We start from the raw sequence: 26,585 nt of genomic DNA on the forward strand, positions 1-26,585 counted from the left end.
GGGCGGCGGATCGGCGCAACTGGCCCAAAGAGACGGCCTGTCCGCGACCCGGTATGCGGCACGTCCTGGAGTTGGAACCGACAACTCTCGCCTGATACTGGGGTCTTGCGGTTCGCCTCCGTTCGAGCGAATGCGTGGCCGAAAGCGACAACCCCACAGCAGTAAGGGGAGAAATAACTGCATGACTGTTACCGTTCAGGTCGACACGACCCGCCCTGGGGCCACCCTCATCAACGTGTTCACGGTCTCCCCCGACCGCCAGGAGGAGCTGATCGAGCTGCTCGCCCGCGCGACGGAGGAGACCATGAAGCACCAACCCGGCTTCGTCTGCGCCAACTTCCACGCCTCACTCGACGGCGAGCGGGTAATCAACTACGCCCAGTGGGAGACCGAGGAGCACTACAGGGCGATGCTCGACAACCCCGAGGCCCGCGTCCACATGGACCAGGCCGCCAAGATCGCGTCGGACGTGCAGCCGCGGCTCTTCTCGGTAGTGTCGGTCCACCCGGGATAGCAGCCCGTTCCTACGGCCTTACCAACGCAACGCGTTCAAGACCGCTCCGCGCCGGTTCACGTCGGCCGTGCGGCCAGAGCGCTGCCCGACGGCAGGTGAGATGCGACCGCATCACCGCATCAGAAGGGTGCTTCCGCGGGACCTGCGGATGGCATCGCACCTGGCCGTACACCTACGGGAAGCGGCAGGTTGGTCACCACGAACTGGTTCAGTATGTCGTCGCGATCCATGAACATGATCTGGCTCCGTTTCGCCGCGTCCAACGCGTTGCCCAGCCAGTTGCGTGCAGCCTTGGTGATCTCCCCGCCGGCCACGATGAAGGCATGGTCGACGAGGACGCGCCGGTTGGTCTCGGGGTCGAAGATTTCGTGCGCCAGCATCATCAGAGCCTGATTGTGGATCTCAGCGATGTTGGCATTGCCCGCCCTGGACTTACCGGTGGCGTCCAGTTTTCCGCGCTTCACCTGGATGCCGAAGTACAGGAAGTGCTGAGTCGGCAGGGTGTAACGCATCCAAATGTCCTTGCCGTACTCCAGCGCCTTGTCCCGGTGCCCGGCTGCAGTGATCCGGTGAAAACCCAGCTGCCGGAACAACGGCAGCAGCACTTGTTCAATGAGTGCATCCTCACTGCACGTGTCCAGGAACGCGGCAAGTGCTGTACGCCGCTGCATCTCGGCGGCGCTCAGAGGACGATGCGGGTTCTTGGCCAGCATCGAGACAGTGCTCGTTCCGATGTGCCGCAGGTAGCAGTGCTTGTCCTCCCCGTAGAAGGCTTCGAACCCTTCCCGGGCGAGCGCATTGTTCAGCAAGCGCAGGGCTTTGGGCCGGTCGAGCCCCTCGTTGAGGGCATCCGCCGGATTCATCAGGTGGTCGATCACCCTGCAGAAGGATTCCGGCGGGTGCGCAGGCCCCTCGTGGTGCTCCGCCAACAATTGTTCCAGTACCCCCGCGACCCAGCGGTGCCGCGTCGAACCGTCGTGCTCCCAGTCCATGTCGAGTTCCGCGAAGAACTCGGTGATGTACTTGCTCGAGCGATAGGGGAAGTACGCAGGCTCGGCACCAGCTTCGGGATCTACCGCACCGAGGTTCCCGCAAATGAGGTCGCCAAGCATTTCCAGCGTTCGCTTTCTGAACTTCACGACGCCCTCCCCAGAGCCGCTCCCCCAGCCACCGCGTGCGGACCATTGTGCCCTGTCACCGCAGAACGTCCGGCACGCACGACCAAGTCCGGTTCCGTCACGGGCGCAGTGTCAATGGTGGCCACGACGTCACACATCCGCCGACAGTCGGCATACCGCTGAGCCGGTCCCGAGCAGGCACACCACATCAACCCACAACACGACAAAACCTGCCCGGTTCCCGCGGGGCGCGTCTCCTCACGGATCCCCGTCTTGTTGGCTGCGATCGCAAATTGAGCGTCCCCGAGCGCATCGCAGGAACACGAACTGCATGCGGAGCCGAGGGCGTTACGCACGCGAGCACAGTCGATCTCGTGACGAAGCCCCACCGGACGTGCTCCGGTGGGGCTTCGTCGAGTGGCTCCGGCCAGAGGCCCCGCCAGCATGCTCCTGGGCGGCCTCGCCCTATCACCGGCGCTCTCACAGACGCCCCCATAACGCGGACGCTCTCACAGACGCCCCTATGCCGCGGAGGTGCGGGCAACCGGTCTGACCAGATTGAATCCTCCCGGGCGGCATGTCGCTTGAGGCAACGGATGATCTCACGCCGACTCTTGCCCTCCTGGGTGCAGTGTTCGTAGTACGCCTGGGTGCGCGGTCGTGGCGCAGGCGGGTGAAGACGACGCGGTGCAGGCCGGCGTTGGCCTGGCGGTCGCCGCCGTGGTTGAGCCGGTGCGTGCTCCGCCGGCCGGAGGAGTACTCGATGGGGCTGCTCGGGGTTGTCTCCCATGGTGATCAGGAGCGTGACGCCGCTGTCCGGACCGATCCCCACCAGTACGAGCAGCTGTGGAGCATGGCGTCGACGAGCTGGGTCAGGCGCTGGTTGAGCTCGTCGATCTGCGCGGCGAGCTGTCCGATGCGCTCGGCGAGCATGCGCAACGTGCGGAACAGCTCGGCGTTGCCGAGGCTGGACAGCTGTTCCCGCAGGACGGGGTCGGCTATGACCAGGACGGCCTTGAGCTGGTCTGATCTCCTGGGTACCGTGATTCAGAGACCTGTGGCTCCGCGCGATCGCCCTGGTAGGACTCCGTTAGTCGTGTCTTAGAACTCGCTGACCTGCCTGGTTGGCCGTCCGCGAGGTCGCGGGCGGCCATCGAGATGGTGAGGTCGCCGGCGATGTCGTTGATGCTGGTCGCCGTGGCGACCTCGTGCTCGTTGCGGGAGGTGTCACGGCGGACGATCTCGTAACCGCCTTCGTCCAGGACGGCCACGGAGGCGAACCAGACGGGGCCGTCCTCGTCGGGCTGGACGACCACGAACGTGTCGGAGTCGTTGAGGACGCTGATCCCTGGTCCGCTACGCGGCCGGCAGGTTCCGCAGCCGGGGGGCCGGAGGAGATGGAGGACAACGTCCAGGTCGGCATGATCGGGCTGATCAAGGCGATCGACCGGTTCGAAAGTTGCTGCTCGCTTGCCGCTTTGAACACGGCGGGCGGTTTCGTGGCCGTCGCAGGACGGCCGGGCCGGTGGCAGTCAGGAGAGGACGAAGTAGCGCAGCCACACGTAGGCCAAGGAGATCGCCACCGTCGCGGCCGTCACGATGAGCCCGTACTTGGTGAACTGCCAGAAGGAGATGGGCTGGCGGTTGCGCTCGGCGATGCCGAGGACGACGACATTGGCGGAGGCGCCGATCGCGGTGGCGTTGCCGCCGAGGTCGGCGCCGAGCGCGAGGGCCCACCACATGACCTGGTCGCCGGCGCCGCCTATGTCGTGTACGAGGCCGGCGGTGATGGGGGCCATGGTGGCTACGTAGGGGATGTTGTCGACGATGCCCGACAGGACCGCCGAACCACCGAGCAGAGTGAGTGAGCCGGCCAGTTCGTTTCCGCCGATCAGGTCGGCCAGTTGGTGGGAGATTTGGCCGACGACGCCGGTGTCGATGAGCCCGCCGATCATGATGAAGAGGCCGGCGAAGAAGGCGAGGGTGGGCCACTCGACCTCGGCGAGCACCTCGTGGGTCTCCACCGTGGAAACGGCGACGAGCAGCCCGGCCCCGAGCAGGGCGACGATGCTGGGGGCGTAGTGGAGCACCGGGTGGAGGACGAAGCCGGCGACGACCAGGGCCAGGACGATCAGACCCTGGACCAGCAGGCGGGGGTCCTGGATGGCTTCGCGTTCCTCCAGTGCCATGATCTCGGCGGCGCGGTCGTCGTCGTAGACGAAGGACTTCCGGAACATCACCCGGCACAGGACCAGCAGGACCGCCACCAGTACGACGGCGAGCGGGGCGAGGTGGACGACGAAGTCGTTGAAGGTCAGTCCGGCTCGGCTGGCGATGATGATGTTCGGCGGGTCACCGACCAGGGTCGCGGTGCCCCCGATGTTCGAGGCCATCACCTCCGCGATCAGGAACGGCGCGGCAGGCAGCGCCAGGCGCTCGCACACCAGCAGGGTGACCGGGACGACCAGCAGGACGGTCGTGACGTTGTCGAGCAGCGCCGAGGCCGCCGCTGTGATGACGACGAGCATGGCCATGATCCGGAACGGCTTGGCGCGGGCCCGCTTGACCGCCCAGATCGCCAGGTACTCGAACATGCCGGTCTTCTTCAGCACGCCGACGATCATCATCATGCCCATCAGCAGGAAGATGACGTTCCAGTCGATGCCGGATTCCTCGGAGTAGAACGCCGAGACGTCGTCGGTCGCCCCGATCGCCAGCATCAGGCCCGCACCGCCCAGCGCGACGGCGACACGGTGGATCTTCTCGCTGATGATCAGGGCGTACGCTCCGACGAAGACGACGATCGCCGCCCAGCTGTGCCAGTCCTTCACAGTGCTCCGATTCCTCCGGCGGTCGGCGTGGCTTTCATCAGGGCGGCTTCGGCGTCACCGTCTTCGGCGGGAACGCCCGCCAGGTGCTCGACGTCGAAGGCGCGGGCGATCGGGACGTCCGTGGAGCTGTGGGCGATGATCGAGAAGGCGATGCACACCGCGATCAGGGTGAACGCCTCCTTCGCCTGCGGGATGCCGGACTGCAGCACCAGCAGCCCGTACACGACCGAGGCGAAGCCCTTGGGGCCGAACCAGGCCGCCACCAGCTTTTCCCGCCGCGAGATGCGCGTTCCCAGCAGCGACAGCAGCAACGAGGCCGGGCGGATCAGGACGATCGCGAGGATCACCGCCGCGTACCCGCCGAGGGAGAGATCACCGAACAACCGCGGGGTCAGCAGGGCGCCGAAGACCAGCAGCGCCGCGAACTTCGCGAGCTCCGCCAGGGCCTCACCCAGCGGTTCGAAGAACGCCTTCGCCTCCGGCGACACATGCGCGAGGACCGCACCCGCGGAGAACGCGGCCAGGTACGGGTTGGCGTGCGTGAGGTGGCATGCCGCGTAGATGATGATCCCGGTGGCCAACGGCAGCAGGGGTTGCAGCTTGGGCTCCGCGCCCAGCAGCCGGAAACGCACCAGCCCGCTGACGATCAGCGGCAGGGCGACACCGAGAACCAGTCCCAGCAGCAGCTCGAACGCGATCGGACCCGACGCCGCGTCGACGATGCCGGCGGTCGGTCCGCAGACAGCGATGAGGACCAGGACCACGGGCAGGGCCAAGCCGTCGTTGATACCGCTCTCCACGTTGAGCAGTTGCCTGAGCCTGGCCGGGACTTCACTGCGGCCCACGATCGCCGACGCGAACACCGGGTCCGTGGGCGCAAGCACCGCGCCGACCAGGAAGGACGTCGTCCAGTCCAGGCCGGCCAGGAAGTGCGCGGCCACCCCCGCGAAGAGGAACGCGAGTGGCATGCCCAGACCGAGAGCGCGGGCCGGGTTCTTCCAGTTCGCCCGCAGCTCGGGCAGGGAGACATGCATACCGTCGGTGAAGAGCACCGAGAAGAGGGCCAGGTCGGCCGTCACGGACACGATCTCGCTGTCCGGTGTGACGTGGACCAGCCCGAGGAAGCCGTCACCGACGAGAGCGCCACCGGCGAGGAAGAGCAACGAGGTGGAGAGCACCGTCCGGGCCGCGAGCCCGGACAGCAGCACCGCCACCAGCAACGCGGCACCGAACACCGCAATCAGAACCATGGCCGACGCCCCGATCGGAAGAGAGAACTGTCCCTGCTCGCCGACCAGGCTTCCCGGCACACCAGGGGAACCTTACCTTTCCTTGATGCGTCTTTGACAGTTTGCTCACGTGCAGCCGGGGGCGATGGTCACTGCCGGATCCCGGCAGCGATCCGCCTCACCAGGCCCTGATGCCTCAGGAATCGGCGCTCAGGAGCCGCTCCAGCAAATGGCTGGCGGTGACCACACCCAGAAGTCGTTTTCCCGTCCTGCTCTCTTCCACGATCGCCACCAGCGGGCTGCGGACCTGCGCCATCAACGCCGCGACCTCCAGCGCGGTCGCGTCCGGATCCGCCACCGGAGGAGCGGGAACGCTCCCGGACAGGCAGTCGCGGACCGTGCGGCCCTCGAGCGCCCGGCACAGCCGGTCGGCGTGGCGTTCATCGACCACCGCGGCCAACGCCGGATCATCGATCACGTACGGCGGCACCAGGATTTTGATCATCTGCGACGCGGGCAGCACAGCCTTCGGCGCGCCCTCCTCGTCGACGACCAGCAGCGCCGGCAGCCGGTGCTCGGCCATCAACCGCGCCGCCGTCACGGCGTCCGTGTCGACACTCACGGTCTCGTACCCCACTGCCAGGTCACGTGCGCGCACGATCGGCTCCCCAATTCCGCTGCCTGTCCCGCTGTCCTGATGAGCAGTCGACCGACGGAGCAGTCCCCGCCACCACCGAGGGCTCTGCCGGAACAGCCTCACCATGGCGGATTCCGCCCACCCGGCCTCCATCTTCGTACGGGCACGGCACCGGTGGCCGCAGAGACACAACAGAGAAGCCGACGTTGCGCACCGTCGCCGCTACCGACGCCATGAATCGAGGTGTGGCGGTGGCCATGCGCGACGCCACCGCCGATGGACCAACTGCCCAAGCCGAGGACGTTCACGGCCTCCTCGTGCGGGGCGGAGGCGTCTCCGTCGTCCCGCCGCGCAAAGACGACTCCGCGCCAGCGGAACCGCCACGGGCCAAGCAGGCAGGCAGCGCCGCCCGGACACGCGTTGCTTCACGCGTTCCCGGTCAGTACACAGTGACATGCCGTCACGACCGTCGGGGCGAAGATCCAGCAGGGTGGTTACAGGGCGATTCCTGATGGGCGAGGGTAACGAAGCAGCGATGCTCCGCCGCCCACTGGCCGGTGACATCGAGGCCCAGGTCGGCGGCGATCCGGTGGAGCGCTGGTCGACCGAGCCGCGCCCAGGGAAAGAACGGACCGCCCTGGCCATGGAGGTCCTCGAACCGGGCGGTGCACCGCTCTTCGACGTCGTCGGGGTCGACCTCGACGACGAGAGACCCGGCGGGAGCGACAAGACCGCCGCAACGGCGCAGCAGGCCGTGAGGGTCTCCTCCGATGCCGATGTTGCCGTCGACGAGCAGCACCGTCTGCCAGCCTCGCTCGGCCGGCAGCCGGTCGAAGACCGATCGGCACAGTGCGAGGCCGCCCAGAGCGGTGGTCAGCGCGACCGCACGAGGTGTGATGTCGACCCCGAGAGCGAAGACTCCTCGGCTCAGAAGCGCTCTGCACATGCGACCCGGGCCGCAGCCGACATCGAGGACAGGGCCGGCGCAGCGTTCCAGTACGGTCGTGTCGGCCGCCGTGGGCTGCTCGTGCCAGCGGTGCACCGGCATCCGGATCCGGCGCCCGTCGGCCAGCCGTAGGTGAACCGGTTCACGGCCGGGTCGCAGGGCGAGCGCCCATGGATCTTCGTCGGCGTCGTACAGCGCGCCCTCGTCCGTTGTCACGGTGCTGCACCATGCCCTGCGGCGGGCCGGCTCTCGTCTCCGCGGCCGGCCCGGCGCACGCGGCGCAGTCTCAGCGCGAAGGCCACCGCGGAGGCCGCGAAGAGCACGCCGCTGATCGCCAGCCACCGGCCCAGGTAGACACTGTCGGACAGACCGGTGTCACCGGGGTAGGGGGCCGCCAGACGAAGGACGAGGGGAAACCAGACCAGCAGGAGCAGACCCGACAGGAAGACGGGGACGCGCAGGTAGTTGATCCACGGCACCGTCGGTCCGTCGGCGGCACGGTGACGCAGTACGGAGAGCGCCGACAGGTCTGCCAGCGAGTACAGGGGCAGCAGGATGAGGTCGTGGAGAACCGCCGCACCGACGAACCAGATCGCCACTTCCCAGGGCCGGACGGCGAACAGGCGCAGCATGGCGTAGCCGGTCAGGGCGAACGAGGCGATCAGGACGAGCAGGTGCAGAGGCCCGGAGCCGTACCAGCGGACGAATCGTGCCATGGTCACGCCCTGAAGGTGAGCCGGTGGACCCACTTGGTGTTGTTCACACCGGGGTTGGCCGGGACGATGATGCGGGCCGGGTAGCCGTGGTCGAGCGAGAGGTCCGCGCCGTTGACCCGGAGTGCGAGCAGCGCTCGGGGATCGTGGATCTGGTTGCCCCGCAGGACCACCCGGGTGAAGGGGCCGGGGGGTTGGATGGACTTGACGAGAACGCTTCCCGCGTCGGGCAGTCCGGCCAGCGCGGCGAGGTCGGCCAGCCGTAGACCGCTCCAGTGCTGGTCTTCGGTGGACCATCCCTCCACGCAGGCGATCGGCAGTGCGGCGGCGTGCTGGGGCATCGCCAGAAGCTGCTCGCGGGTCAAGACCCGTGGCGTTCCGCGTCCGTGGACCTCCAGCCGCCAGTCGGGGCCGACGAGCGCGGGGGTGACGCCGACCTTGGCCGCCGTCTTGTTGATCTGGAAGCTGTTCGGGCCGCTGCCCGGATCGCGGTTGTGCGGTGCGAGCAGCGCGGTGGCGCGCAGCCGACCGCCGATGCTCTGCCCGGCGGTCACGACGAGGAGGAGCAGCGATCCCGCTCCCACCATGCCCAGCGCGCCGCGGCGGGTCATGGTGGGTGGGGCGGGGGCAGCGGCCACCAGGCCGTCCGGGTCGGGGGGTTCGGGCTCGGTGCCGGTCAGACCGGTGCGCAGTTCGGCCGTCAAGCTGCGCGAGCGCAGGGCCCGGGTCATCCGGCCGAGTCGGAGGCAGACGTGGACCACGAAGGCGGCGATGAACACCCAGGCGCCGTAGAAGTGCAGGCGGTAGAACGAGCCCGGGAAGACGTAGTAGAGCTGGATGTTGAGGATGCCGGTGACGAATTCGAAGATGACGCCGCCGACGAGCAGGAGCAGGGACAGCCGCTCGAGTCCGTGGGCGACGGAGCGCACCGGCAGCCATGCGAAAAGCTTCGGGATCACCGACCACAACTTGGCCAGCAGAACGGGCACGAGAACGATGCCGAGCGTCACATGCACGCCCTGGAGCAGCCGGTAGAGCCAGTACGGGTGCGTGGGCCAGCTGAAGAGGTAGAAGCCCAGCACCCCCTTGTCGGGAGTCTCGTCGTTGAGCGGGCTCAGATCGGGGTTGTAGGAGGCGTAGGACAGCAGTCCCGTGACGAACAGGAGCGGAATGCCGACCAGCAGCACCAGGCCGAACACCGAGGTGAGCCAGGGCCCGCGGATCGGACTGCGCCAGAACCCGGGGCGGAACGGCCCCGGAGGCGGGGGCAGCTGCCCCATACGCCGCTTCGCCGTACGGGTGCGATCGGCGGCCGTCGACACCGCAGCCGCCCCGCTGGCCCGGAGACGCTCCAGCCGCTCCCGCACCTGCTTTCCGGCCGGTGTGCGACGCCGCGCTCCGCCGGGCGGCTCCGAACCCGACGGCCGACCACGACTTGGCTCCGGCATCCCGCTACCGGTGCTCTGGGTTCTCGGAGTCGCGGCGGCATCCGGCGTCCCAGGCGGTGCGCTGGTTGCCGTAGGCGGGGATGCCGCCGAGATCCTTCAAGGCCCGGGCCAGGTGCAGCAGGTTCCAGGTCATGAAGGTGGTGTTGCGGTTGGTGAAGTCGTTGTCCGGGCCGCCCGAGCCGGGGTCAAGGTAGGAGGGGCCGGGGCCCGCCTCGCCGATCCAGCCGGCGTCGGCCTGGGGCGGGATGGTGTAGCCCAGGTGCTGCAGGCTGTAGAGGACGTTCATGGCGCAGTGCTTGACGCCGTCCTCGTTGCCGGTGATCAGGCAGCCGCCGACGCGGCCGTAGTAGGCGTACTGGCCGGCCTCGTTGAGCAGGCTGGAGCATGCGTAGAGGCGTTCGATCACCTGCTTCGTCACGGAGCTGTTGTCGCCCAGCCAGATGGGGCCGGCCAGGACGAGGATGTCGGCCGCCATGACCTGCCGGTACAGGTCCGGCCAGGCGTCGGTCTCCCAGCCGTGCTCCCGCATGTCGGGCCATACTCCGGTGGCGATGTCGAGGTCCACTGCCCGCACGACATCGACGCGCACGCCCTGCGCGTCCATGATGGCGGTGCTGCGGTCGATCAGCCCCTGGGTGTTGCTCGTCTCCGGCGAGCGCTTGAGCGTGCAGTTGATCACCAGGGCACGCAGATCGTCGTACCGCGCCGGTGGTGTGTCGGTGTCGGGTGACGTAGCGGTCACACGGTCCTCCCAGAACTCTGCCGCCGCGCACCCGAGCACGGCGTCGTGGACACATCGGCCAGCGTGCGGGGCGACCGCGGCGGCCGCCACCACAGCGCCTCCGAACGGCCCCGGCGGCCCGCACCCCCGGTCGGCCCGGACGAGTGCGGCGGAGCAACTGCGTCGGCGCTGAGGAACCGCATCGAGGCCGCCCTGGCCCGGCGCCCGGGGATGCCCAAGCCGTCGGCACCAGCCCACCCGGTGATGACCGAGGAGACCAGGCGGTGCGACGGCTGGTGCCGGCTCGTAGGCTGCCGCTATGAGCGAGATCAAGACCCCTACGCCCCGCGACGCCTTCGAGCTGCTGCTGGCCGGTAACCAGCGCTTCGTCGCCGGCACGCCAGAGCACCCGAACCAGGACGCCACCCGCCGCGCCGAGATCGCACCGTCCCAGCAGCCCTTCGCCGTGCTGTTCGGGTGTTCCGACTCCCGGCTGGCCGCCGAGATCATCTTCGACCGAGGTCTGGGCGACCTGTTCGTGGTGCGCACCGCCGGTCACGTCATGGGCCCGGAGGTGCTGGGCAGCATCGAGTTCGGCGTGGAGGTGCTGGGCTGCCCGCTGGTCGTGGTCCTCGGGCACGACTCATGCGGCGCGGTCGGCGCGGCGTGCGCCGCGCTGGAGCACGGCGTGACGCCGGCCGGGTACGTGCGGGACGTCGTGGAGCGGGTGACCCCGAGCGTGCTGGCCGCCCGGGCCGCCGGCCGGGTGGAGCCGGAGGAGATCCTCGCCGAGCACATAAGCCACACCGCCGACCTGCTGCTGGACCGCTCCCGGGTGCTCGCCGACAAGGTCGCCGCCGGCCAGACCGCCGTGGTGGGCCTGCGCTACCGCCTGGCCGACGGCAGTGCCCAACTCGTCGCCGCACGCGGCCTCGACGCGGCTGTGCCCACAGCGTCCTGACCGCCGCGGCGCGGACCCTCATCTGCCGCGGTCGGCCGTCAGGAGACGGGAGGCACAGCGCGGGTCAGGCGTCCCAGGTCTCCGTACAGGGCGGCGTGAAATGCAGCCGCGAGTTCGCGGGCTCGGTCTTCGCCCCGCACCCCGTGCATGATGACGGAGACCGGTCCGGCGTAGGCGTCCAGGTCGACCTCACGGTTCTCGGCCCGGCAGGTGATCGCGGCCCGGACCGCACCGTTCACGGCATCGCCGACAGCGTGGCCCGAGCCGGCAGGGAGCGTGTCCGCCTGCACGGTCCACCGCTGCGCGTCCTTTGGAATGAGGTGGGCGGGCAAGGAATCGGCAGCACGGGGGCGTTGTGCTCAGGGGAGCAGAGCAATCGCGTCCGGTGACGGGCGAGGTCCATTGTCGGTGCTGTTCACGCGGTGAGCCGGGGCCCCGCTGCGCGGCGCAGCCGGTTGGCGATCGCCAGTCCCAGCCCCTCCTCCACCGGCAGGGAGGCGACGATGAGGTCGCACCCCCGCTGGTCGAGTTCGCGCAGGAACCCGTAAAGCTCGCGCGCGTAGTCGGCCAGGGAAGCGGGGACATCCACCACGGCGTGCGCCTTCACCGGGGTGTCGGCGAGGGACGGGGGAAGAAGGACGCCGACCTGGTGCCCCTGCTCCTGCGCGAGCCGCGCTTCGTCGACGACCTTCTCCGGCTCGACCAGGACGACCCGCGCGGACGGCGCGTAGTGCGACGGGTGCTGACCGGGCACCCGGACATGGCTCGTGGACGGGACCTCGATCGGATGTCCCAGCACCGCTTCGAGGTCCTCGCGGGTCACCCCGCCGGGTCGGAGGATGGCCGGTGTCTCACCCGTGACGTCGACGATGGTCGACTCGACGCCGACCCCGCAGGGACCGCCGTCCAGGACGAAGTCGACGGCGTCGCCGAGCTCCGCCCGCACGTGGGCGGCCGTGGTGGGGCTCACCGAGCCGAAGCGATTGGCGGACGGGGCCGTGACCCCGCCGCCGAAGGCCGACAGCAGCGCGAGGGCAACGGGGTGGTCGGGCACACGCACCGCCACCGTCTCCAGGCCACCCGTGGCTTCAAGGGGCACTCGCCGACCACGTCGCAGGACCAGCGTGAGCGGCCCCGGCCAGAAGTGCTCGGCCAGCAGGCGCGCCGTCGCGGGCACGTCCTGGACCCAGTCGTCCAGGTGCTGGGCGCCGCCGATGTGGACGATCAGTGGGTGGGAGGGCGGGCGCCCCTTGACCTGGAAGATTCGCGAGACGGCAGCGGGGTCCTCGGCGTCGGCGCCCAGACCGTAGACGGTTTCGGTCGGGAGGGCCACCAGGCCGCCGGCGCGCAGCACACCGGCCGCCTTCTCGATGTCACTGGTTCTTGCCATCACCCTCGGCATTCTCTCACCGTTCCTCTCTCCCACGTTCCGCGGTCTCGTCGGCGCACAACGACCAGAGCAGGGCTCTCAGCACGCCATGCGAGAAGCTCAGCAGACCGCTGCGGCCAGGATTGGGGGGCGACCCGCCATCGTGATCAATCTCGGAGCCGACCACGGTTGGCTGTCATTCCCATACGGGAGTCTGGGGCTTCAGCGATCGAACACAACGTCTTGCCAGAGAACGGGAAACGAATGTGGCAGCTGCGAAGCGGCCCTGCTGGTGCGATGGCGGTGTGGCCACGGCACAGTCGGACCGCCGGACGAAGCCTCCACCTTTCGCTCGCCCTGCACTCATGACCCACACGGCACTCACCGGTGCGCCTGGGATCGGGCCCGATGACCGCTCCAGGGCGCCCGGCCCCGCCTGGTCGAGGGCGGCACGGCCGACCATGAAGGCGCCGAGGCCAAGCGGGTACGTGCCCTTGCTGGAGGGTGAGGGCGTTTTCGATAGCAGCCGTGTATGCCTGTGTGCCGTGCACGGCGAGGGACGGCCGCAGCGGGAGCCCGTTGGCGCGCCGGACAGGTGGTAGGCGTGGTCGGCAGGATTGCACTCGGTGTTCGGGTTCCGGCGTCGAGGTGTGCCCGCTCAGGGGCTGCCCGGCGTCGGTCGGTCGGTCTGCGGGGCGGGACGGTCCGGGTGGTGGGGGATGACCTGGCCGACGCCGGTGATGTCGAGCATGCGCCGGACTCTCGCCCCCGGGGCGATCAAGGCGAGGTGACCGCCGGTCTGCCGGGCGGCTCGATAGAGGTGGAGCAGGCGGGTCAGCCCGCTGGAGTCGAGGAACGTCAGACCGGCGAGGTCGAGCCACACGGTGGGGGCCGTCGTCCCCAGGGCGGGTTGTACGGCGTCGGTGAGCCGGTCGACGGTGTGGTGGTCGAGTGCGCCGGTCAGACTGGCCAGGACGGTGCCGTCGGGCAGGGTCTCTACGTGCACCGTGAGGGTGTCCGTGGTGGTGGGCTGGTGTTCTGGACGGCCGGGCACCGCTGCTCCCTTCGACAGTGCACGCCCGGTGGGGCGCTCGGTTCAGGGGATCAGTTCGTCCTGGTCGGGGTCGCGCCATTCAGTGATCAGGACGGTGGCGTCGTCCTCAAGACGCCCCTGGTGGTAGTCGAGGATGGCGTGGACGAGGCGGCGCAGCGTCTCGTGGACGGTGAGGTTGCCGGCGTGGTGGCGGGTGACGAAGTCGATGAAGCGGTCCAGGCCGAACTCGCGCCGCTCCGAGTCGCGGTTCTCCACGACGCCGTCGGTATAGAAGACGACCCGGTCACCGGGTTGCAACTGCTCGCGGCAGACGGTGACCGGCAGGCCCAGCCCGGTTCCCATGGGAGCGGCCGGACGGCAGCGCAGTTCGTGGGACCACCGTCCGCCACGGATGAGGACGGGGAGGGGGTGGCCGCGGTTGATGAAAGTCAGCTGCCCGGTCCTCAGGTCGAGGTCGGCCATGACGCCGGTGACGTACCGGGTGAGACCGAACTGCTCGATCAGAGCGTCTTCGATCGCCTGACTGGCCTGCGCGAGGTCGGCGCCCTGACGGCGGGCGTTGCGACAGGTGGCGACCGCCATGTTCGCCGTCAGGCCGGCTCTGGCGTCGTGACCCATGGCGTCGAAGAGGGACAGGTGCAGCATGTCGCCCGACACGGCGTAGTCGAAGGCGTCCCCGCCCACGTCGTAGGCCGGCTCGGACACCGCGGCGACGGTCGTGGAGCGGCCGGCGAACGCCGAGGGCGGGGTGAGGTGCCACTGCATCTCGGCTGCCACGGTCATGGGCTCGGTCCTGACCAGGCGGGCGTAGGAGTCGCTGAACCCCCGCTTGCTCAGCAGCAGCAACGCCACCATGGACGCCAGAGAGCGCAGGGCGTCCCGGGTGGTCTCGTCATCGTCGTCGGTATCGGCGCGCAGCACACCAAGACGCTCCACACCGTCGGTGACGGGCACCCACCAGCGTAGGAGCCCCCGCTCGCTCGTCCGTCCGGGCTCGCTGACGAGATCCACTCGCTGGAAGGCCAGGCCCCCCACCGTCCCGTCGACGGCCAACGTCAGCCACCCTCGCCGGCGTCGAGACCGCGTCCGGTGACCTGGCGCAGCAGGACGCCCTGGAGATCGACGAGAAAGAACGCCACCTCGTGCAGGCCCACCGCCTCCGCGTGGTCGGCCACCATCTGCGGCAGTTCCTCGAGCGCGGCCACATGGCTGCGCATCATCAGGTCGACCAATGAGGTCGTCGCTTTCGCGGGGTCGGTCACGTCGGCGCGCCCTCCTCACCCTGTTCGGTCAGCCCGTCCCGACCGACCGACTACCCGCAGACGCCGAGCGAACCAGTCCCCAACGGAAAAGGCCGACTTTGTGACCCGGTACGAAGTGACGAGCCTGGTAGACGTACGGCGAGTACGGCGAGGCCGGTAACCGTGACGTCCTCAAGACGAGGGCGAACACGGCCCCTGCTCTGCGTAACACCTGATCATGGCTGGCCGCGCACCGTCGCAGTCAGCACAGGAGGCGACGGAGCGACGGTTCCCCGGACCCCGTGCCCGATGTGCTCATGCCGCGTCGTGCCAGGCGGCGATGCCAGTCATCGCGACGGTGGTCGGCTCCGTTACACCGTGGGTGGCGAGGTGGGCGATGACGGCGGAAGCCATCCCGGGCGTGGACGTTGCGGGCGATGTCCAGCGCCGCCGCCCTCGGTCAGGACGCAGCGCACCTCGATGTGCCGTCCCGAACCGCCCGGCGCCCGGTCGGCGGGAATGCCGGCCTCGGGCAGCGTGCGGTGGGGCTTGATATTCCCCCGAGTGGGCGCTGCGGCTACCGCGAGGCGGGGTTGCAGGCCGGCCACGCCAGGGATTGCGATGGCCGCCTCGGCCCGACGCCGAGGAGCTCGGTGGTGCCGGTGGCGGTCATCACACACCTCTACCGGTCGCGAGACGGGGGCCGAGGGACGGCCGCTTGCTCCAGTACGTCGACCACGCTGATGTCGATGGGCGTCAACCGCGAGCCCCAGGTTTGGCCCGGCCGAGTGGAGGACCGATCCGCGTACCTGGTGGACCCGGTCGGGCAGCGGGCAGTCAAGGGCGTCGGCCAGTGTCATGATCACCCGCACGCCGACGCACCGGTCGCCCACCAACGGGGCTGACACCATGCCGCCGTCGTATGACACTTCGAGTCGAAGTCCAAGGACGCGCTCCACCCCCAGGCACCGACTCGGCACATCGCACGGGGGCCGCGACCGGGGCCCGGCCGACGGCGGCATTGGCGTTCGGGCGTGTGGTCGATTTAGGCTGCGTCGATTCGTGCCGTTCACGGCGGCAGCCCATCGACGGAGAGGAAAGCCGATGATGCAGCATGCATCGGCCACCGACCCGGCTCCCGGGCGCCGCCCCGAGCTGGCGCCTGACCCCGATGTGGAGGCGGCCCGTATCGCGGCGGTGCGCCGCTACGACATCCTCGACACTCCGCCCGACGGGGCGTTCGACCGGGTGGCGGCGATGGCCGCCCGTCTCTTCGACGTGCCGGTGGCGACCGTCACGATCGTGGACACCGACCGCATCTGGTTCAAGGCCGCCCACGGCCTGGAGGGTGTCGCGGAGATCGGCCGTGATCCGGGCCTGTGCGGCTCGGCGATCCTGCGCGATGAGACGATGGTCATCCCCGACACTCTCAAGGACCCCGTCGCGGCGGACAATCCGCTGGTTGCCGGGGACATGGGCGTGCGTTTCTACGCCGCCGCGCCGATCATCACCGACGACGGGCACCGGTTGGGCACGGTCAACGTCCTCGACACCCGGCCGCGCTCGATCACCGAGCAGGACACCGCCACTCTCGCCGATCTCGCCGCGATCGTCCTGGACGAGATGGAGCTGCGGCTCTCGGCGCTGCGCGCCCTGCGCGACGAGCAAGCCCGCCGGGAGGCGGAGAGGCGGCATGCCGAGGCGGAACGGGCGCGGGCCGAGGCGGAGCGTGCGGCGCGGGAGAAGGCGGAGCAGGACAAGGCCGCCATCGCCGCGTTCGCCTCCACGCTCCAGCGCACCCTGCTCCCCCCGGCCCTGCCCGTGGTGCCGGGCCTGGAACTGGCCTGCCACTACCGCACCGCCTCCGCCCACGACGTCGGCGGCGACTTCTACGACGTCTTCCCCCTCGACGGCGGCAGGTGGGCGTTCGTCCTCGGTGACGTGTGCGGCAAAGGACCCGAAGCGGCGACCGTCACCGCCCTGGCCCGCCACACCCTGCGCGCCGCGGCCCAGATCAACGCCGACCCCGTCACCGTGCTGAGCTCGCTCAACACCATGCTGCTCACCGACGTCACCGCCGGCCGCCGCTTCTGCACCGTCGTCTTCGGCCTCCTGGAGCCCCGGGAGGACGGCGGCTTCACCGCCACCGTCGCCACCGGCGGCCACCCGCCGGCCTACCACGTGCGCCCCGACGACAGCGACGCCCTCTGGGTGCGCGCCGTACACCCCAAGGGCGGCATGCTCGTCGGCGCCTTCCCCCAGGCGCCCTTCGCCCAGACCACCTTCTCCCTGACGGCCGGGGAGAGCCTGTTCCTCTACACCGACGGGCTGACCGAAGCCCGCACCACCGAGGGCGCCATGCTCGGTGACGACGGCCTGACCGGCTTCCTCCACCAGCGCACCGGGCCCGTCACCGCCACCTCCCTGGTCGAGGACAGCATCACCCTGCTGGCCTCGCTGCCCGACGGAGCCGGTGACGACGTGGCCCTGCTGGCCCTGTCCGTCCCCCACCCCCACGCCACACCCGACGGCACCGTCACCGCCACCGCCCACACCGCCGCCGCGCCCGAACACTTCGGCCAGGAGTGATGACCGACGTGACCGACACGCTGCACCTGACCGTCCAGCACCCCCGGCCCCGCCTCGCCATCGCCACAGTCGCCGGCGACGTGGACACACGCACCGCGGACACCCTGCGCCACGAAGCCTCGGGAATCATCGAGCAAGGGTGTCCGCACCTGGTTCTGGACCTGTCACAGGTCGGCTTCTGCGACTCCGCCGGTCTGAGCGCGCTCATCGGCCTCTGGCACGCCGCCCAGGCGGCGGGCGGTGCACTCCGACTCGCCGACGTCCCCGACCGCCTGATGCGGATGCTCGTCCTCACCGGCGTCGACGCGGTCCTGCCGATCCATGCCACCGCCGCCGACGCAGTCGCAGCCATGACCGAAAGCCCATCTACCAGCACAGGCAAGCACGGCTGAATCGCCCACGCCTCCACAGGGCGCGGGACCGGTGAACCGACCGGGGTGGAGCCAACGGCCTGCGACAGGGCGCACAACCCCTTAGCCGGCCTGAGCTGATCGCGTCGACCCGCCAGAGGGCTTGTACCAGCGGTCGGGTTCAGCCTCCCGCCGGCGCATCGGGCCCGAGCTGATCCCTTGCCCAGGCGCCGCGGGGGAAGAGAGCCGCTTGCGCATCACTTCGATCTCCCGGGCACCGACAGGCGCAAACTGTCGGCCTCGCGTGCGAGGTCCTGACGGCCGGCGGGATGACCAGCTGACCGTGACCGGGCGGTGGTCAGGCCAACGAGGGGACTCCTCCCGGTTTTTTCCACCCCCAGCGGGCGTTAAGCGTTGGCCCCGGCTGCGGCCAGGCGCTGCCGGCGCGTCGACCGGTCCACCGATCAGTCCAACGCCAGGTGCATGCGAACGATCAGGCCCGACAGCGGGGTGCGCATCTCGACCAGGTCGCACAGCTGGTGCATCATCCAGACGCCCCGGCCGCCGGCCGGGGACAGCGGATCGGGACGGCGTCGGCCGACCAGCGCGTTGGTGAGCTGTCCGCGGTCGCTCACTTCGGCGATGAGGGTGTCGGCCGTGCTCCACAGCCGAAGAATGCCCTGTCCTCCGCCGTGCCGCACGGAATTGCCGGTGGCCTCGTTGACGGCCAGCAACCAGTCGGTGTGACGACGAGGGGACAGGCCGGCCGTCTGTGCCCAGTGCCCTGCGGTGTCACGGACATCGGCGAGGTCCCACTCCGTGAAATGCAGGACGAGTGGATCCGTCGGCTCCTGCAGGGGCGCGTCGCAGTCGCGGCACACTGTCTGCGGGTCCTCGTAGCGCGGGCTGTTCCGGTAGCCGTCCGGGTCTCCGACAACGGGGTGCGTGCGGTGTGCTTCCGCCAGCACTCGCTCCGGCAGGGCGGTGTCGTAGGGGCACAGGATCGTGACGGGCCGGCCGTTGAATGCCAGGTTGATCAGCGCCTCGTGGCGGGTCGCTTCCCGTGCCTCCGCCTCGGTGCGCCCGACCCAGATCGGTTCACCCACGATGGACGGGCGCCATTGCGGGTGCCGGTCGGCGAAGTCCTGGAGCATCGACAGGATGCGCCCGGGGTTGCGTCCGGCCTGCCGCATGTCGACGAAGGTGACGTTCTCGCCTTCGACGCCGACGGCTTCCCTGAGCAGCTGCAGTCGTGGACCGGGAACAGCGACCAGAACGGGGCGTCCGCCGGTCGCCTCCGCCCGGATGAACTCGCCCACGCCTCGCAGGTAATCCTTCTCCGTGGTGTAGAAGAGGGCAGGGTGGTGGAAGAACGGATGGGCCCGGCCCGCCGCCGACGTCGGTGTGTACGTCGTCACCGGCCGACCTCCTGCAGGCCGGCCCCGAGCTCGGAGAAGAGCACCAGCATGCGTCGAAGCGCAGGCGGCGCCCCGACGAGCCGCAGCGGTGTGCCGGAGGGGCGTTGCCGGGCGGCGTGGGCGATGTCGGCCAGTGCGGCGATGTCGAGGTGGTCGAGGCCGGACAGGTCCAGGGTGATGTCCTGCGCCGGCGAGGCCGCGAGAGCGGCTGACGCCGAGGCGGCCACGCGGCGGCTCTCGTAGCCCGCCGATCCGGACAGACGGAAGCCGGGCTCACCGGCCAGAGGCACGACCGAGAGCCCGTGCCGGGCGTGGGAGCGAGGCGCGGCGCCCGCCCGGGTCAGGTGGGCGCCCGTCAGCACGTCGAGGGCCTCGGGTGCCAGCAGGCGGCGGTCGTAGAAGCACCAGGCCGTCAGCGGCAACTGCTCGAAGACCTCGTGGTGGATGCGCAGCTCGTATTCCAGCAGGCGCTCCGCGCCGGTCATGTGCCGGGCGCCCCAGGACATCTCGCCGATCACCCGCAGGTTGCCGTACCCCTGACCGAGGGCGGCCTCGACGGCGCGGCCCCACAGACCGATCATGGCGTCCGGGTCGAAACGGGCCCCGCTCAGGTAGGTCTCGTCGGCGGTGGTCACCACGAGCTGTCCACGCCGGACCGCGGTGTCGGCGTCGACCCCACGCTCGGCGAGCGTACGCATCACGAGGCGGGGGTCGGTGGTGTCGGCGAAATACTGCACCTGCTCGCCCCTGTCGAAGCCCGCGCGGACGAAGGGCACAAGGTGAGCGGCCCACTCGTCGTCGGTGGAGTACTCCACCGCGACATGACGGTCCCCCGCGGCCTCGCCGTCGTAAGATCCGCATACGGCGTGCATCAGATCGCCCGCCCTTCCCGCGTGACCCCGTTACCCACCATGGGCGCCCATCACCCTAACGCAGGGCCCGGAAAACTCGGGAAACCCTCACTCCCACCGATGAACGTTGCATGAGCGTCACGGTGGAGCGGCCATGCCGTCACTCGGAGGTGCCGGCGCTGTCGCCGACCCCGTCCGCGGCAAGAGCGGGCGGCGCGTCGGCGACCGTGTCATGGATATGGCTGGGGATCAGCGAAGGTTCGGACGGGCGGGCGGTACGGCCCTGCGCAACGACCGCTGTCGGCTCTGGGGCACTGGCCCCGCCATGTGTCCTGGCGCATGAGCAGAGTCCGATCCACCGTTCGCTCAGGGAGCAGGCATGGGTGCAGGATGGCGGGGTAGACGGCGTGTCGTCAGCCGTTTCTTCGGCAGGCAGCAGCGGTGAGATCAATCGTGGGAGGGTATCAGCATGGCGCCCAGCACGCTGGCAACGCACATTCGGACGGCCGAGCTGCCGGAGGTCGTCGATCCTTCCCAGGTGGCGCCCAAGGACGCTCGTGAGCTGTCCAAGCTGTTCTTCCGGCAGTTGACGGTGCTTGAAGAGGGCACGCCGGAGTACAGCTATGCCCGTAACACGCTGATCGAGATGAACATGTCCCTGGTCCGCTACGCGGCCGGCCGGTTCCGCAGCCGCGGGCCGGAGGAGATGGAGGACATTGTCCAGGTCGGCATGATCGGCCTGATCAAGGCGATCGACCGGTTCGAACTGTCGCGGGAGGCGGAGTTCACCTCCTTCGCCATCCCCTACATCGTCGGCGAGATCAAGCGCTTCTTCCGCGACACCACCTGGGCCGTGCACGTCCCGCGCCGCCTGCAGGAGGCCCGCGTCCAGCTCGCCAAGGCAACCGAGGAACTGCGCAGCCGTCTCGACCGTGACCCGACGGTCAAGGAGTTGTCGGAGCTGATGAGCCTGTCCGAGGACGAGGTCCGCGAGGCCCGCTTGGCCTCCAACGGTTACAACTCCTCCTCCCTGGACGCCACGCTCAACGGCAGCGAGGACGGCGAGGCGGCCCTCCAGGACTTCATCGGAACCGAAGACACGGCCCTGGAGCTGGTGGAGGACTTCCACGCCCTCGCCCCCATGATCGCCGAACTCGACGAGCGCGACCGGCAGCTCCTTCACATGCGGTTCGTGGAGGAGCTCACCCAGGCCCAGATCGGCGAACGGCTGGGTGTTTCGCAGATGCACGTCTCGCGGCTGCTGTCCCGGTGCCTGGCCCGGCTGCGTGAAGGCATGCTCACGACCGGCTGAGTCTTTTCGCGGTACCCCTTCTTGATGCCCGCCATGGCTGTGGCGGGCATCAGCATGCTCAGTTCGTCCGACTGACGGATTCAGGCGGCAAGTGCGTCGCGCAGGGTCGGGTGGCAGGGGATGACCTCGGTGAGGCCGACGATCCCGAGGGTCTCGGAGACGGCGGGGCTCGGCGCAGCGAGTCGCAGCCGGCCGCCATGGCGCTGCGCGGCATTATTTGCGGCGATGAGAGCGTTGATACCGCTGGAGTCCATGAAGCTGACGCCGCTGAGATCCACCACCGTCACCTGAGCGGCAGCATCGTCGGCGGTCAGGGCATCAAGCAACTGCGGAGCGCTGTCGAGATCGATCTCGCCGCACGCCGTGACCACCCTGGCACCACTGGTACGGCTCAGGTTGATCGACAGACGCGCGCTTCCTGTCCAGTTGTCGTTGTCCGCCACAGTCCCTCAGCAAGTGTCGGCGACGCCGTACCCCGCACTTCCCCAATGTGGACCTGCCCGCGCATGGTACTGGTACTGCACCCGGATGACCCTGCCACCCACAGGTACATGTTGCGCGTGCGCGGTACCCGCCCGGGAGGAACGGCGTACGCGAGCGGGGCGGGAGTGACAGGACGGATGGGCGCGCACCCAGAACGTGAATATTGCCACGGACCGGACTCCACGGCGGTCGAGGAGACCATCGCGCTGTCGGGAGACGGCTCCTGCATCGCCGAGGCCCGTCACCGAACTGCCGCCTTCTTCACCGGGGACGCAGCCGACAACCGTCCAACAAAGGTGACGGGGCACCTCGTGGGCTTGGCTCAGCTCGTGGTCAGCGAACTGGTCACCAACGCCTGCAAGCACGCACCCGGCCCCATCCGGTTGCGGCTGCGTCTGGCGGACGAGGCGGTGGAGGTGGAGGTGTGGGACAGCCATCCAGAGATTCCGACGGCTCGGCAGGCGGACCCTTACAGGGTGGGCCAGCACGGTCTGGAAATCGTGAAGGCCGTTGCGGCCGACCTCACGGTTCTGCCCGAGGGGGCTGGGAAACGGGTCACCGCCCGCCTCCTCCTTGATCCCCACCCCTCGGCCTGATGCCTGCCCGGCAGGAGCGCCGGGCCGCTCCCGGTGCGCGACTCTCGCGAGGGTCAGCCGGCAGATGGCTCCAAGGACAGGTGCGCGACGACTCGTTTGCCGGTGTCCAGGGCGATGGTGCGTACCTGGTCGCAGAGCCGGGTGACCAAGTGCAGGCCGTGCCCGCCGATGCGACCGGCGTCGGGCACCTGGAGACGGGGCGGGAGCGCGGAGCTGTCACGGACGCTGATCCGCAACTGGGCGGCGTCCGGTGAGACTTCGAGTATGAGTTCACCCGGGCCGGGTGCGTGACGGACGGCGTTGGTGACCAGTTCGCTGACGACGAGCTGGGCGTCCTGGCTGGAACGCTCGCGCGGATGGTGTCCCGTCCGTACCAGCAGCGAGCGCACTGCGTGGCGGGCCTCGGCGATGTGCGCACCCCCGGTGCCCCAAGCGGCGCCGTAGCGCCAGGGCGCCCTCGACCGCTGCTCATCCGGTGTCTGTTTACTGAGCGTGGTAGTCATAGAGGATCCCTCGTCGGTTTCCGAGGCTTTTCTTCACGTGCAGTAGCAGTTGCCTGTATTCGCCTACCCGCTGTGACGCCATTACGCCTCTGCCGGCTGGTGACTGAGGTGGCTGTCAGGACGAGAGCGGCTTGGCCGTCGTCCTTGCCCGTGGTACCGGTACGCGCACGACTTGGGTGACAGCGGTGATCGCTTGGGATGGTGTGGCTCTGAGTGGCCAGGGCGTGCGTCAAGCGGTCTTCACCGAACTGCTCCCCATGGTGGTCGGGGCTTCGGTGAGGCCCTCGGTGTAGAGCAGCAGACTCTCGGTTGGCTGGAGGTGAAGCCGGTGCCTGAATCAGTGCTCATCCTCAGGCAGGTGGAAGTCAAAAGCCCCTGATCGCCAGGGACCGTGCTCGGTCAAGTCCGATTCGATCACCACGTCCTGGATCTCGACGAAGCCCAACGCTTCGATGGAAGCGGCCAGCCGCCGCAAGACGGCCGGGACGCTCTCGCAGCCGGGGTCGGCAGGGTTCGCCTGCGAGAAATGGCGCACGGTCCAATGCGCCGGCACGTGAGTCGTCCTTCGCACGGGTGATGCGCCGATGCAGGCGCGTGCCGACAAGCGGGCTGCGGCAAACACCACGCAGGCTCCGGCCCGCTGTCAGCGGTCCAGGCGCCGCCAGCAGGTCAGCCCTGATCCGACTCCCAGCTCCAGCGGCAGGAGTTGCCAGGCGACGTCCTGGTGCAGGACGTACAGGATGTCCTGCAGACAGAGCCGATCATCCACTGGCCTCGGCCCCGGCGACCGCGTCGGCCAGGGCGGCCGCAGCGGTTCGATCAGCGCCCACAAGTCATCGTCCACGACCCACGGCCGAGTCGTCACACCCGCCGAACGATCAGATCGTCACAACAGTCACGCTCGACCGGGATACCTCAGCAAGGTCTCGTTGCGGGCTTGAACAGCCATGCGTCGTGGCCCGATTTCCCACCCAGTCAGCTGGGCCACCGTGAGGCTACTGGCGTGAGGCGCGTGTGTCAGGCGTCCGCCGCATACCGCCAGAACTCCCTGATCACCGGTGCCGGCACGGGACCCATCGCTGCCACCTGAGTCAGCAGGATGGTGACCACACCCGTGGCCGGGATGACGTGCGCCGCTGTGCCCGTGCCGCCGACCCAGCCGTACCGGCCGGGGGCATTCCACGGGTTGGCCCGGTCGATGTCAACCGAGCCGCCGAAGCCCCAGCCCTGGCCCTCCAGGAACAGCCGGCCGATGTCGCGCTGGACCGGATCCGTATGGTCGGTGGTCATCATGCGTACGGAGTCGGCCGACAGCACCCGGCGGCCGTCGGCCGCCATCCCGCCGGCCAGCAGCATCCGGCAGAAGGCCAGCCAGTCGTCGGCGGTCGAGGCCAGCCCGCCATTGCCGAGCGGTAGCGCGGGCAGGCTGCTCCACTCGCCGTCCGGGCCGTCGGCGAGTTCCAGGCTGCCGTCGTCGCCTGGCCTGTAGAAGCTGGTGAACCGGTCCCGCTTGGCGGCCGGCACCTCGAAGCCGGTGTCCACCATGCCCAGCGGCCCGAAGATCCGCTCCGTCAGGAACTCCGGCAGCGGCCGTCCGGTGACCCGCGAGATCAGTACCCCCTGCAGGACGGAGCAGGTGTCGTACAGCCAGGCAGCGCCCGGTTGGTACAGGAGCGGGATGCGGCCGAGCGCCGCCATCCACTCGTCGGCCGGCGGGAAGTCGCTCGGTACCCGGCCGTCCTTTTGCACTGTGAACAACTCTTGCACCGCCGGCAGTGTGAAGTCGGAGGGGAATCCGTACCCGGCCTGGGAGGCCAGCACGTCGAATACGGTGATGGGCCGGTCGGCCGGCACCACGTCGTCCACCGGGCTCGCCGGCGTGCGTACGACCACCGGCTTGTACAGCTCCGGCAGCCACGTCCCGATCGGGTCGTCCAGTGCGAGCGTGCCCTCCTCCACGAGGATGAGCAGTGCGGCGGCGGTGACGGACTTGGTGATCGAGGCGACCCGGAAGATGGAGTCCCTCGCCATCGGGGCACCGCCGTCGGCGTCCTGCGCGCCGACGGCCGCCACCTCGACCTGGTCACCCCGGGCCACGAGGCCAACCGCTCCCGGCAGCGCACCGGCACCGACGTGGGCTGCGAGCAAGTCGTGCAGGGCCGTCATGAGGCCGCCTTCCAGAAGATCGCTGTCGAAAGACAGACTTCCGCACGGGCCGGGAATCATCGGCCTCGGCAGGTCTGGTGGCCGGAGCCTCGCCAGGTGGAGGACGTGGTGGTGCGCACCCTCGAAGAGGTGCCGGAGGGTGCCACGCACTGGTCGAAACGGGAGCTGGCCAATTGGGTGCTAATCTCGCCCACGAGCGTGCTGCGGATCTAGCGGGCGTCCGGGCTGCAGCCATGGCGCACGCAGGACTTCAAGATCTCTCCGGACCCGCTGCCGAACGACAAGATCCGCGACGTGGTCGGGCTGTATCTCGCCCCGCTGGCGAATGCGGTGGTCTTCGCGATGGACGAGAAGCCGCAGATCCAGGCGCTTGAGCGCACCACTCCGGTGCGGCCGATGGTGCCCGGCACCCCTGAGCGCCGCAGCTTCGAGACACCGTCGCCGGGCGTGTCCTCGGCGCGCGAGGCGCCGCCGGTGGCCCCGGTGAAGCCGCGGCCACCGGCGGCGCGGCCGAGTCCGACCCCGTTGCCGCGCGGGGAGTCGCCGTAGCGCTGCGAATCTGACTCAGAAGACGCAGGGCGCCCTGATGAGCCGGCTAATGGCCGCCGCGGCTACCAACGATACGGTCGCGGCCCAGCTCATCCGGGTCTTGGCCCTCCTGGACCAGATTGATGGGCAGCAGTCGATGCAGGCCCAGGCTTCGGGCCCCAGCTGATCTGAGGGCTTGGGCAGGGCCTCGCTCGTACCGAAGCAGTCACGAAAGACCCGCCGAGATCATCGGCGCGCGAGCGAGACGATTCCGGCGGAGACCTGCAAGCGACCTTCTCGGGCCAGCCGCAGACAGCCGGAGCAGGAAACCGACGGTGCCGGATCAACGCGTGGCCCCGCCGAACCGGAAAGAGGCCCCCCACAGGGGGCCTCTTTCCGGTTCGCGGAGGTCAGTGCTTGAAGGCGTCCTTGGCCTTTTCCTTGGCTTCGCGGGCGTCCCCGGTGCTCTTCTCCGCCTGGCCTTCGGCGGCCATACGGTCGTTTCCGACGGCGTCTCCCAGAGCCTCCTTGGCCTTACCCTTGGCCTGCTCGGTCTTCGCCTTCGCCTTCTCGTTGGCAGTCACAGAACAACGCCTCCTCGCAGCTTGGGGACCGCAGTCGCGGTAACCGGCTCGTGCCCCTGCTTCCCCTTGCTAAACAAGGTGCTGATCTCGAATATCGAAGAAAAGGCAGGGAAGGCGGGCGGGCAGGAGGTCGATAACTATGGTTCCCCTGCTTCTGGTCCTGCTTCTCGCGGTCATCCTTTTCGGTGCCGGTTTCGCTGTCAAGATCCTTTGGTGGGTGGCGCTCGCCGTCCTGGTCGTGTGGCTGCTCGGTTTCGTCATGCGCTCCACCAGTGCCGGTGGTGGTCGCGGCCGCTGGTATCGATGGTGACCTGACCACCCATCATCCCGCAGGGCCCGTACCGTCCCGGTACGGGCCCTGCGGGATGATGGGTGAGCGTCGGGCGCGGTTTGCAATATCGGACGAAGGTGCCCCAAAAACCG

General features: G+C 69.2%; 29 protein-coding genes and 3 pseudogenes. 10 read left to right on the forward strand and 22 right to left on the reverse strand.

The window, feature by feature from the left end; translation table 11 throughout:
• The first annotated feature begins 181 nt into the window (after positions 1 to 181).
• Complete coding sequence (locus tag ACGF3H_RS28390) at positions 182 to 514, forward strand: antibiotic biosynthesis monooxygenase family protein (RefSeq protein WP_362491283.1); 333 nt, start codon at positions 182 to 184, stop codon at positions 512 to 514.
• Between the two features lie 119 nt (positions 515 to 633).
• Here ACGF3H_RS28390 and ACGF3H_RS28395 read toward each other — a convergent pair whose 3' ends face one another.
• A complete protein-coding gene (locus ACGF3H_RS28395; RefSeq protein WP_362491285.1) occupies positions 634 to 1,653 on the reverse strand; it encodes a hypothetical protein in 1,020 nt (339 codons plus the stop codon).
• Positions 1,654 to 2,478: 825 nt separating this feature from the next.
• Here ACGF3H_RS28395 and ACGF3H_RS28400 point away from each other — a divergent pair.
• On the forward strand, positions 2,479 to 2,661 hold the full coding sequence (locus tag ACGF3H_RS28400) for a hypothetical protein (RefSeq protein WP_362491287.1): 183 nt from the start codon (positions 2,479 to 2,481) through the stop codon (positions 2,659 to 2,661).
• A gap of 72 nt (positions 2,662 to 2,733) precedes the next feature.
• On the opposite strand, the pseudogene ACGF3H_RS28405 reads toward ACGF3H_RS28400, so the two are convergent.
• Positions 2,734 to 2,978, reverse strand: a pseudogene (locus tag ACGF3H_RS28405) (hypothetical protein); the annotation flags it as partial.
• On the opposite strand from ACGF3H_RS28405, the pseudogene ACGF3H_RS28410 reads away from it, so the two are divergent.
• Positions 2,978 to 3,089 (forward strand): annotated as a pseudogene (locus ACGF3H_RS28410) (sigma factor); the annotation flags it as partial. The pseudogenes ACGF3H_RS28405 and ACGF3H_RS28410 sit on opposite strands and share 1 nt — an antisense overlap.
• A 75-nt stretch (positions 3,090 to 3,164) precedes the next feature.
• On the opposite strand, the gene ACGF3H_RS28415 reads toward ACGF3H_RS28410, so the two are convergent.
• The 7 genes from ACGF3H_RS28415 to ACGF3H_RS28445 form a co-directional block, all read right to left on the reverse strand.
• Positions 3,165 to 4,463: an ArsB/NhaD family transporter gene (locus ACGF3H_RS28415; RefSeq protein ID WP_362491290.1), complete on the reverse strand. Its 1,299-nt coding sequence runs from the start codon at positions 4,461 to 4,463 to the stop codon at positions 3,165 to 3,167.
• Positions 4,460 to 5,713, reverse strand: coding sequence for a cation:proton antiporter (locus ACGF3H_RS28420; RefSeq protein WP_362491296.1), 1,254 nt, complete (start codon positions 5,711 to 5,713; stop codon positions 4,460 to 4,462). The genes ACGF3H_RS28415 and ACGF3H_RS28420 overlap by 4 nt, the downstream gene beginning before the upstream one ends.
• 175 nt (positions 5,714 to 5,888) lie before the next feature.
• A complete protein-coding gene (locus ACGF3H_RS28425; RefSeq protein WP_362491299.1) occupies positions 5,889 to 6,350 on the reverse strand; it encodes a CBS domain-containing protein in 462 nt (153 codons plus the stop codon).
• 439 nt (positions 6,351 to 6,789) lie between these two features.
• A complete protein-coding gene (locus tag ACGF3H_RS28430; protein ID WP_362491302.1) occupies positions 6,790 to 7,491 on the reverse strand; it encodes a class I SAM-dependent methyltransferase in 702 nt (233 codons plus the stop codon).
• The gene (locus tag ACGF3H_RS28435) at positions 7,488 to 7,991 is read right to left on the reverse strand and encodes a hypothetical protein (RefSeq protein ID WP_362491364.1); all 504 of its coding nucleotides are present in this window, start codon (positions 7,989 to 7,991) and stop codon (positions 7,488 to 7,490) included. The genes ACGF3H_RS28430 and ACGF3H_RS28435 overlap by 4 nt, the downstream gene beginning before the upstream one ends.
• Before the next feature lie 2 nt (positions 7,992 to 7,993).
• Positions 7,994 to 9,268 carry a molybdopterin-dependent oxidoreductase gene (locus ACGF3H_RS28440; RefSeq protein WP_362491304.1) on the reverse strand — a complete coding sequence of 425 codons (1,275 nt, stop codon included), beginning with the start codon at positions 9,266 to 9,268 and terminating at the stop codon, positions 7,994 to 7,996.
• Between the two features lie 172 nt (positions 9,269 to 9,440).
• Positions 9,441 to 10,178 (reverse strand): flavodoxin family protein, encoded by a 738-nt coding sequence (locus ACGF3H_RS28445; RefSeq protein WP_362491307.1) that lies wholly within the window; start codon positions 10,176 to 10,178, stop codon positions 9,441 to 9,443.
• A 298-nt stretch (positions 10,179 to 10,476) separates the two neighbouring features.
• On the opposite strand from ACGF3H_RS28445, the gene ACGF3H_RS28450 reads away from it, so the two are divergent.
• Positions 10,477 to 11,118, forward strand: coding sequence for a carbonic anhydrase (locus ACGF3H_RS28450; RefSeq protein WP_362491309.1), 642 nt, complete (start codon positions 10,477 to 10,479; stop codon positions 11,116 to 11,118).
• 38 nt (positions 11,119 to 11,156) lie between these two features.
• Here the strand turns inward: ACGF3H_RS28450 and ACGF3H_RS28455 are convergent, their stop codons facing one another.
• The 5 genes from ACGF3H_RS28455 to ACGF3H_RS28475 all read right to left on the reverse strand — a co-directional run bounded on the left by ACGF3H_RS28455 (position 11,157) and on the right by ACGF3H_RS28475 (position 14,803).
• Complete coding sequence (locus ACGF3H_RS28455) at positions 11,157 to 11,357, reverse strand: hypothetical protein (RefSeq protein ID WP_362491312.1); 201 nt, start codon at positions 11,355 to 11,357, stop codon at positions 11,157 to 11,159.
• A 176-nt stretch (positions 11,358 to 11,533) separates the two neighbouring features.
• The gene (locus ACGF3H_RS28460; RefSeq protein WP_362491314.1) at positions 11,534 to 12,508 is read right to left on the reverse strand and encodes an L-threonylcarbamoyladenylate synthase; all 975 of its coding nucleotides are present in this window, start codon (positions 12,506 to 12,508) and stop codon (positions 11,534 to 11,536) included.
• A gap of 637 nt (positions 12,509 to 13,145) precedes the next feature.
• Positions 13,146 to 13,541 carry an STAS domain-containing protein gene (locus tag ACGF3H_RS28465; RefSeq protein WP_362491317.1) on the reverse strand — a complete coding sequence of 132 codons (396 nt, stop codon included), beginning with the start codon at positions 13,539 to 13,541 and terminating at the stop codon, positions 13,146 to 13,148.
• Between the two features lie 42 nt (positions 13,542 to 13,583).
• A complete protein-coding gene (locus ACGF3H_RS28470; RefSeq protein ID WP_362491320.1) occupies positions 13,584 to 14,594 on the reverse strand; it encodes a PP2C family protein-serine/threonine phosphatase in 1,011 nt (336 codons plus the stop codon).
• 2 nt (positions 14,595 to 14,596) lie between these two features.
• Positions 14,597 to 14,803, reverse strand: a complete 207-nt coding sequence (locus ACGF3H_RS28475) for a hypothetical protein (protein WP_362491322.1) — start codon at positions 14,801 to 14,803, stop codon at positions 14,597 to 14,599.
• Between the two features lie 1,083 nt (positions 14,804 to 15,886).
• Between ACGF3H_RS28475 and ACGF3H_RS28480 the strand changes: the two genes are divergently transcribed.
• Both ACGF3H_RS28480 and ACGF3H_RS28485 read left to right on the forward strand, forming a co-directional pair.
• Positions 15,887 to 17,371 carry a GAF domain-containing SpoIIE family protein phosphatase gene (locus ACGF3H_RS28480; protein ID WP_362491323.1) on the forward strand — a complete coding sequence of 495 codons (1,485 nt, stop codon included), beginning with the start codon at positions 15,887 to 15,889 and terminating at the stop codon, positions 17,369 to 17,371.
• Positions 17,371 to 17,763 (forward strand): STAS domain-containing protein, encoded by a 393-nt coding sequence (locus ACGF3H_RS28485; protein ID WP_362491325.1) that lies wholly within the window; start codon positions 17,371 to 17,373, stop codon positions 17,761 to 17,763. The genes ACGF3H_RS28480 and ACGF3H_RS28485 overlap by 1 nt, the downstream gene beginning before the upstream one ends.
• 422 nt (positions 17,764 to 18,185) lie before the next feature.
• Here ACGF3H_RS28485 and ACGF3H_RS28490 read toward each other — a convergent pair whose 3' ends face one another.
• Both ACGF3H_RS28490 and ACGF3H_RS28495 read right to left on the reverse strand, forming a co-directional pair.
• A complete protein-coding gene (locus tag ACGF3H_RS28490; protein WP_362491328.1) occupies positions 18,186 to 19,139 on the reverse strand; it encodes a sensor histidine kinase in 954 nt (317 codons plus the stop codon).
• Positions 19,136 to 20,011 (reverse strand): MEDS domain-containing protein, encoded by an 876-nt coding sequence (locus ACGF3H_RS28495; protein ID WP_362491330.1) that lies wholly within the window; start codon positions 20,009 to 20,011, stop codon positions 19,136 to 19,138. Before ACGF3H_RS28495 ends, ACGF3H_RS28490 begins: the two co-directional genes overlap by 4 nt.
• Positions 20,012 to 20,459: 448 nt before the next feature.
• Between ACGF3H_RS28495 and ACGF3H_RS28500 the strand changes: the two genes are divergently transcribed.
• Positions 20,460 to 21,302: an RNA polymerase sigma factor SigF gene (locus ACGF3H_RS28500; RefSeq protein WP_362491332.1), complete on the forward strand. Its 843-nt coding sequence runs from the start codon at positions 20,460 to 20,462 to the stop codon at positions 21,300 to 21,302.
• Between the two features lie 80 nt (positions 21,303 to 21,382).
• Here the strand turns inward: ACGF3H_RS28500 and ACGF3H_RS28505 are convergent, their stop codons facing one another.
• Positions 21,383 to 21,745 carry an STAS domain-containing protein gene (locus ACGF3H_RS28505; protein ID WP_362491334.1) on the reverse strand — a complete coding sequence of 121 codons (363 nt, stop codon included), beginning with the start codon at positions 21,743 to 21,745 and terminating at the stop codon, positions 21,383 to 21,385.
• Positions 21,746 to 21,922: 177 nt separating this feature from the next.
• On the opposite strand from ACGF3H_RS28505, the gene ACGF3H_RS28510 reads away from it, so the two are divergent.
• Entirely contained in the window at positions 21,923 to 22,381 is a 459-nt protein-coding gene (locus ACGF3H_RS28510) for an ATP-binding protein (RefSeq protein ID WP_362491335.1), read from the forward strand.
• Between the two features lie 53 nt (positions 22,382 to 22,434).
• Here ACGF3H_RS28510 and ACGF3H_RS28515 read toward each other — a convergent pair whose 3' ends face one another.
• The 4 genes from ACGF3H_RS28515 to ACGF3H_RS28530 all read right to left on the reverse strand — a co-directional run bounded on the left by ACGF3H_RS28515 (position 22,435) and on the right by ACGF3H_RS28530 (position 25,050).
• On the reverse strand, positions 22,435 to 22,884 hold the full coding sequence (locus ACGF3H_RS28515; RefSeq protein ID WP_362491338.1) for an ATP-binding protein: 450 nt from the start codon (positions 22,882 to 22,884) through the stop codon (positions 22,435 to 22,437).
• Positions 22,885 to 23,221: 337 nt separating this feature from the next.
• Entirely contained in the window at positions 23,222 to 23,509 is a 288-nt protein-coding gene (locus tag ACGF3H_RS28520) for a hypothetical protein (RefSeq protein ID WP_393816547.1), read from the reverse strand.
• An 18-nt stretch (positions 23,510 to 23,527) separates the two neighbouring features.
• Positions 23,528 to 23,749, reverse strand: coding sequence for a transposase (locus tag ACGF3H_RS28525; RefSeq protein WP_393816548.1), 222 nt, complete (start codon positions 23,747 to 23,749; stop codon positions 23,528 to 23,530).
• A gap of 152 nt (positions 23,750 to 23,901) precedes the next feature.
• Positions 23,902 to 25,050 carry a serine hydrolase domain-containing protein gene (locus tag ACGF3H_RS28530; protein ID WP_362491344.1) on the reverse strand — a complete coding sequence of 383 codons (1,149 nt, stop codon included), beginning with the start codon at positions 25,048 to 25,050 and terminating at the stop codon, positions 23,902 to 23,904.
• 93 nt (positions 25,051 to 25,143) lie between these two features.
• On the opposite strand from ACGF3H_RS28530, the pseudogene ACGF3H_RS28535 reads away from it, so the two are divergent.
• Positions 25,144 to 25,476: pseudogene (locus ACGF3H_RS28535) on the forward strand (IS630 family transposase); the annotation flags it as partial.
• Positions 25,477 to 25,988: 512 nt separating this feature from the next.
• Here the strand turns inward: ACGF3H_RS28535 and ACGF3H_RS28540 are convergent.
• Positions 25,989 to 26,162, reverse strand: a complete 174-nt coding sequence (locus tag ACGF3H_RS28540; protein ID WP_362491345.1) for a CsbD family protein — start codon at positions 26,160 to 26,162, stop codon at positions 25,989 to 25,991.
• A 139-nt stretch (positions 26,163 to 26,301) separates the two neighbouring features.
• Between ACGF3H_RS28540 and ACGF3H_RS28545 the strand changes: the two genes are divergently transcribed.
• Positions 26,302 to 26,472, forward strand: a complete 171-nt coding sequence (locus ACGF3H_RS28545; protein ID WP_055495969.1) for a hypothetical protein — start codon at positions 26,302 to 26,304, stop codon at positions 26,470 to 26,472.
• Positions 26,473 to 26,585 lie beyond the last annotated feature (113 nt).

The organism is Streptomyces sp. NPDC048185 (genome assembly GCF_043202495.1).
GTDB lineage: Bacteria > Actinomycetota > Actinomycetes > Streptomycetales > Streptomycetaceae > Streptomyces.

Bases quoted from the DNA above. Each gene is read 5' to 3' on its own strand.
- ACGF3H_RS28440 (WP_362491304.1), bottom strand. From the start codon at position 9,268: ATGGGGCAGCTGCCCCCGCCTCCGGGGCCGTTCCGCCCCGGGTTCTGG.
- ACGF3H_RS28435 (WP_362491364.1), bottom strand. From the start codon at position 7,991: ATGGCACGATTCGTCCGCTGGTACGGCTCCGGGCCTCTGCACCTGCTC.
- ACGF3H_RS28500 (WP_362491332.1), top strand. From the start codon at position 20,460: ATGGCGCCCAGCACGCTGGCAACGCACATTCGGACGGCCGAGCTGCCG.
- ACGF3H_RS28450 (WP_362491309.1), top strand. From the start codon at position 10,477: ATGAGCGAGATCAAGACCCCTACGCCCCGCGACGCCTTCGAGCTGCTG.
- ACGF3H_RS28480 (WP_362491323.1), top strand. From the start codon at position 15,887: ATGATGCAGCATGCATCGGCCACCGACCCGGCTCCCGGGCGCCGCCCC.
- ACGF3H_RS28510 (WP_362491335.1), top strand. From the start codon at position 21,923: ATGGGCGCGCACCCAGAACGTGAATATTGCCACGGACCGGACTCCACG.
- ACGF3H_RS28420 (WP_362491296.1), bottom strand. From the start codon at position 5,713: ATGGTTCTGATTGCGGTGTTCGGTGCCGCGTTGCTGGTGGCGGTGCTG.
- ACGF3H_RS28485 (WP_362491325.1), top strand. From the start codon at position 17,371: ATGACCGACGTGACCGACACGCTGCACCTGACCGTCCAGCACCCCCGG.
- ACGF3H_RS28495 (WP_362491330.1), bottom strand. From the start codon at position 20,011: ATGCACGCCGTATGCGGATCTTACGACGGCGAGGCCGCGGGGGACCGT.
- ACGF3H_RS28545 (WP_055495969.1), top strand. From the start codon at position 26,302: ATGGTTCCCCTGCTTCTGGTCCTGCTTCTCGCGGTCATCCTTTTCGGT.
- ACGF3H_RS28460 (WP_362491314.1), bottom strand. From the start codon at position 12,508: ATGGCAAGAACCAGTGACATCGAGAAGGCGGCCGGTGTGCTGCGCGCC.
- ACGF3H_RS28515 (WP_362491338.1), bottom strand. From the start codon at position 22,884: ATGACTACCACGCTCAGTAAACAGACACCGGATGAGCAGCGGTCGAGG.
- ACGF3H_RS28530 (WP_362491344.1), bottom strand. From the start codon at position 25,050: ATGACGGCCCTGCACGACTTGCTCGCAGCCCACGTCGGTGCCGGTGCG.
- ACGF3H_RS28390 (WP_362491283.1), top strand. From the start codon at position 182: ATGACTGTTACCGTTCAGGTCGACACGACCCGCCCTGGGGCCACCCTC.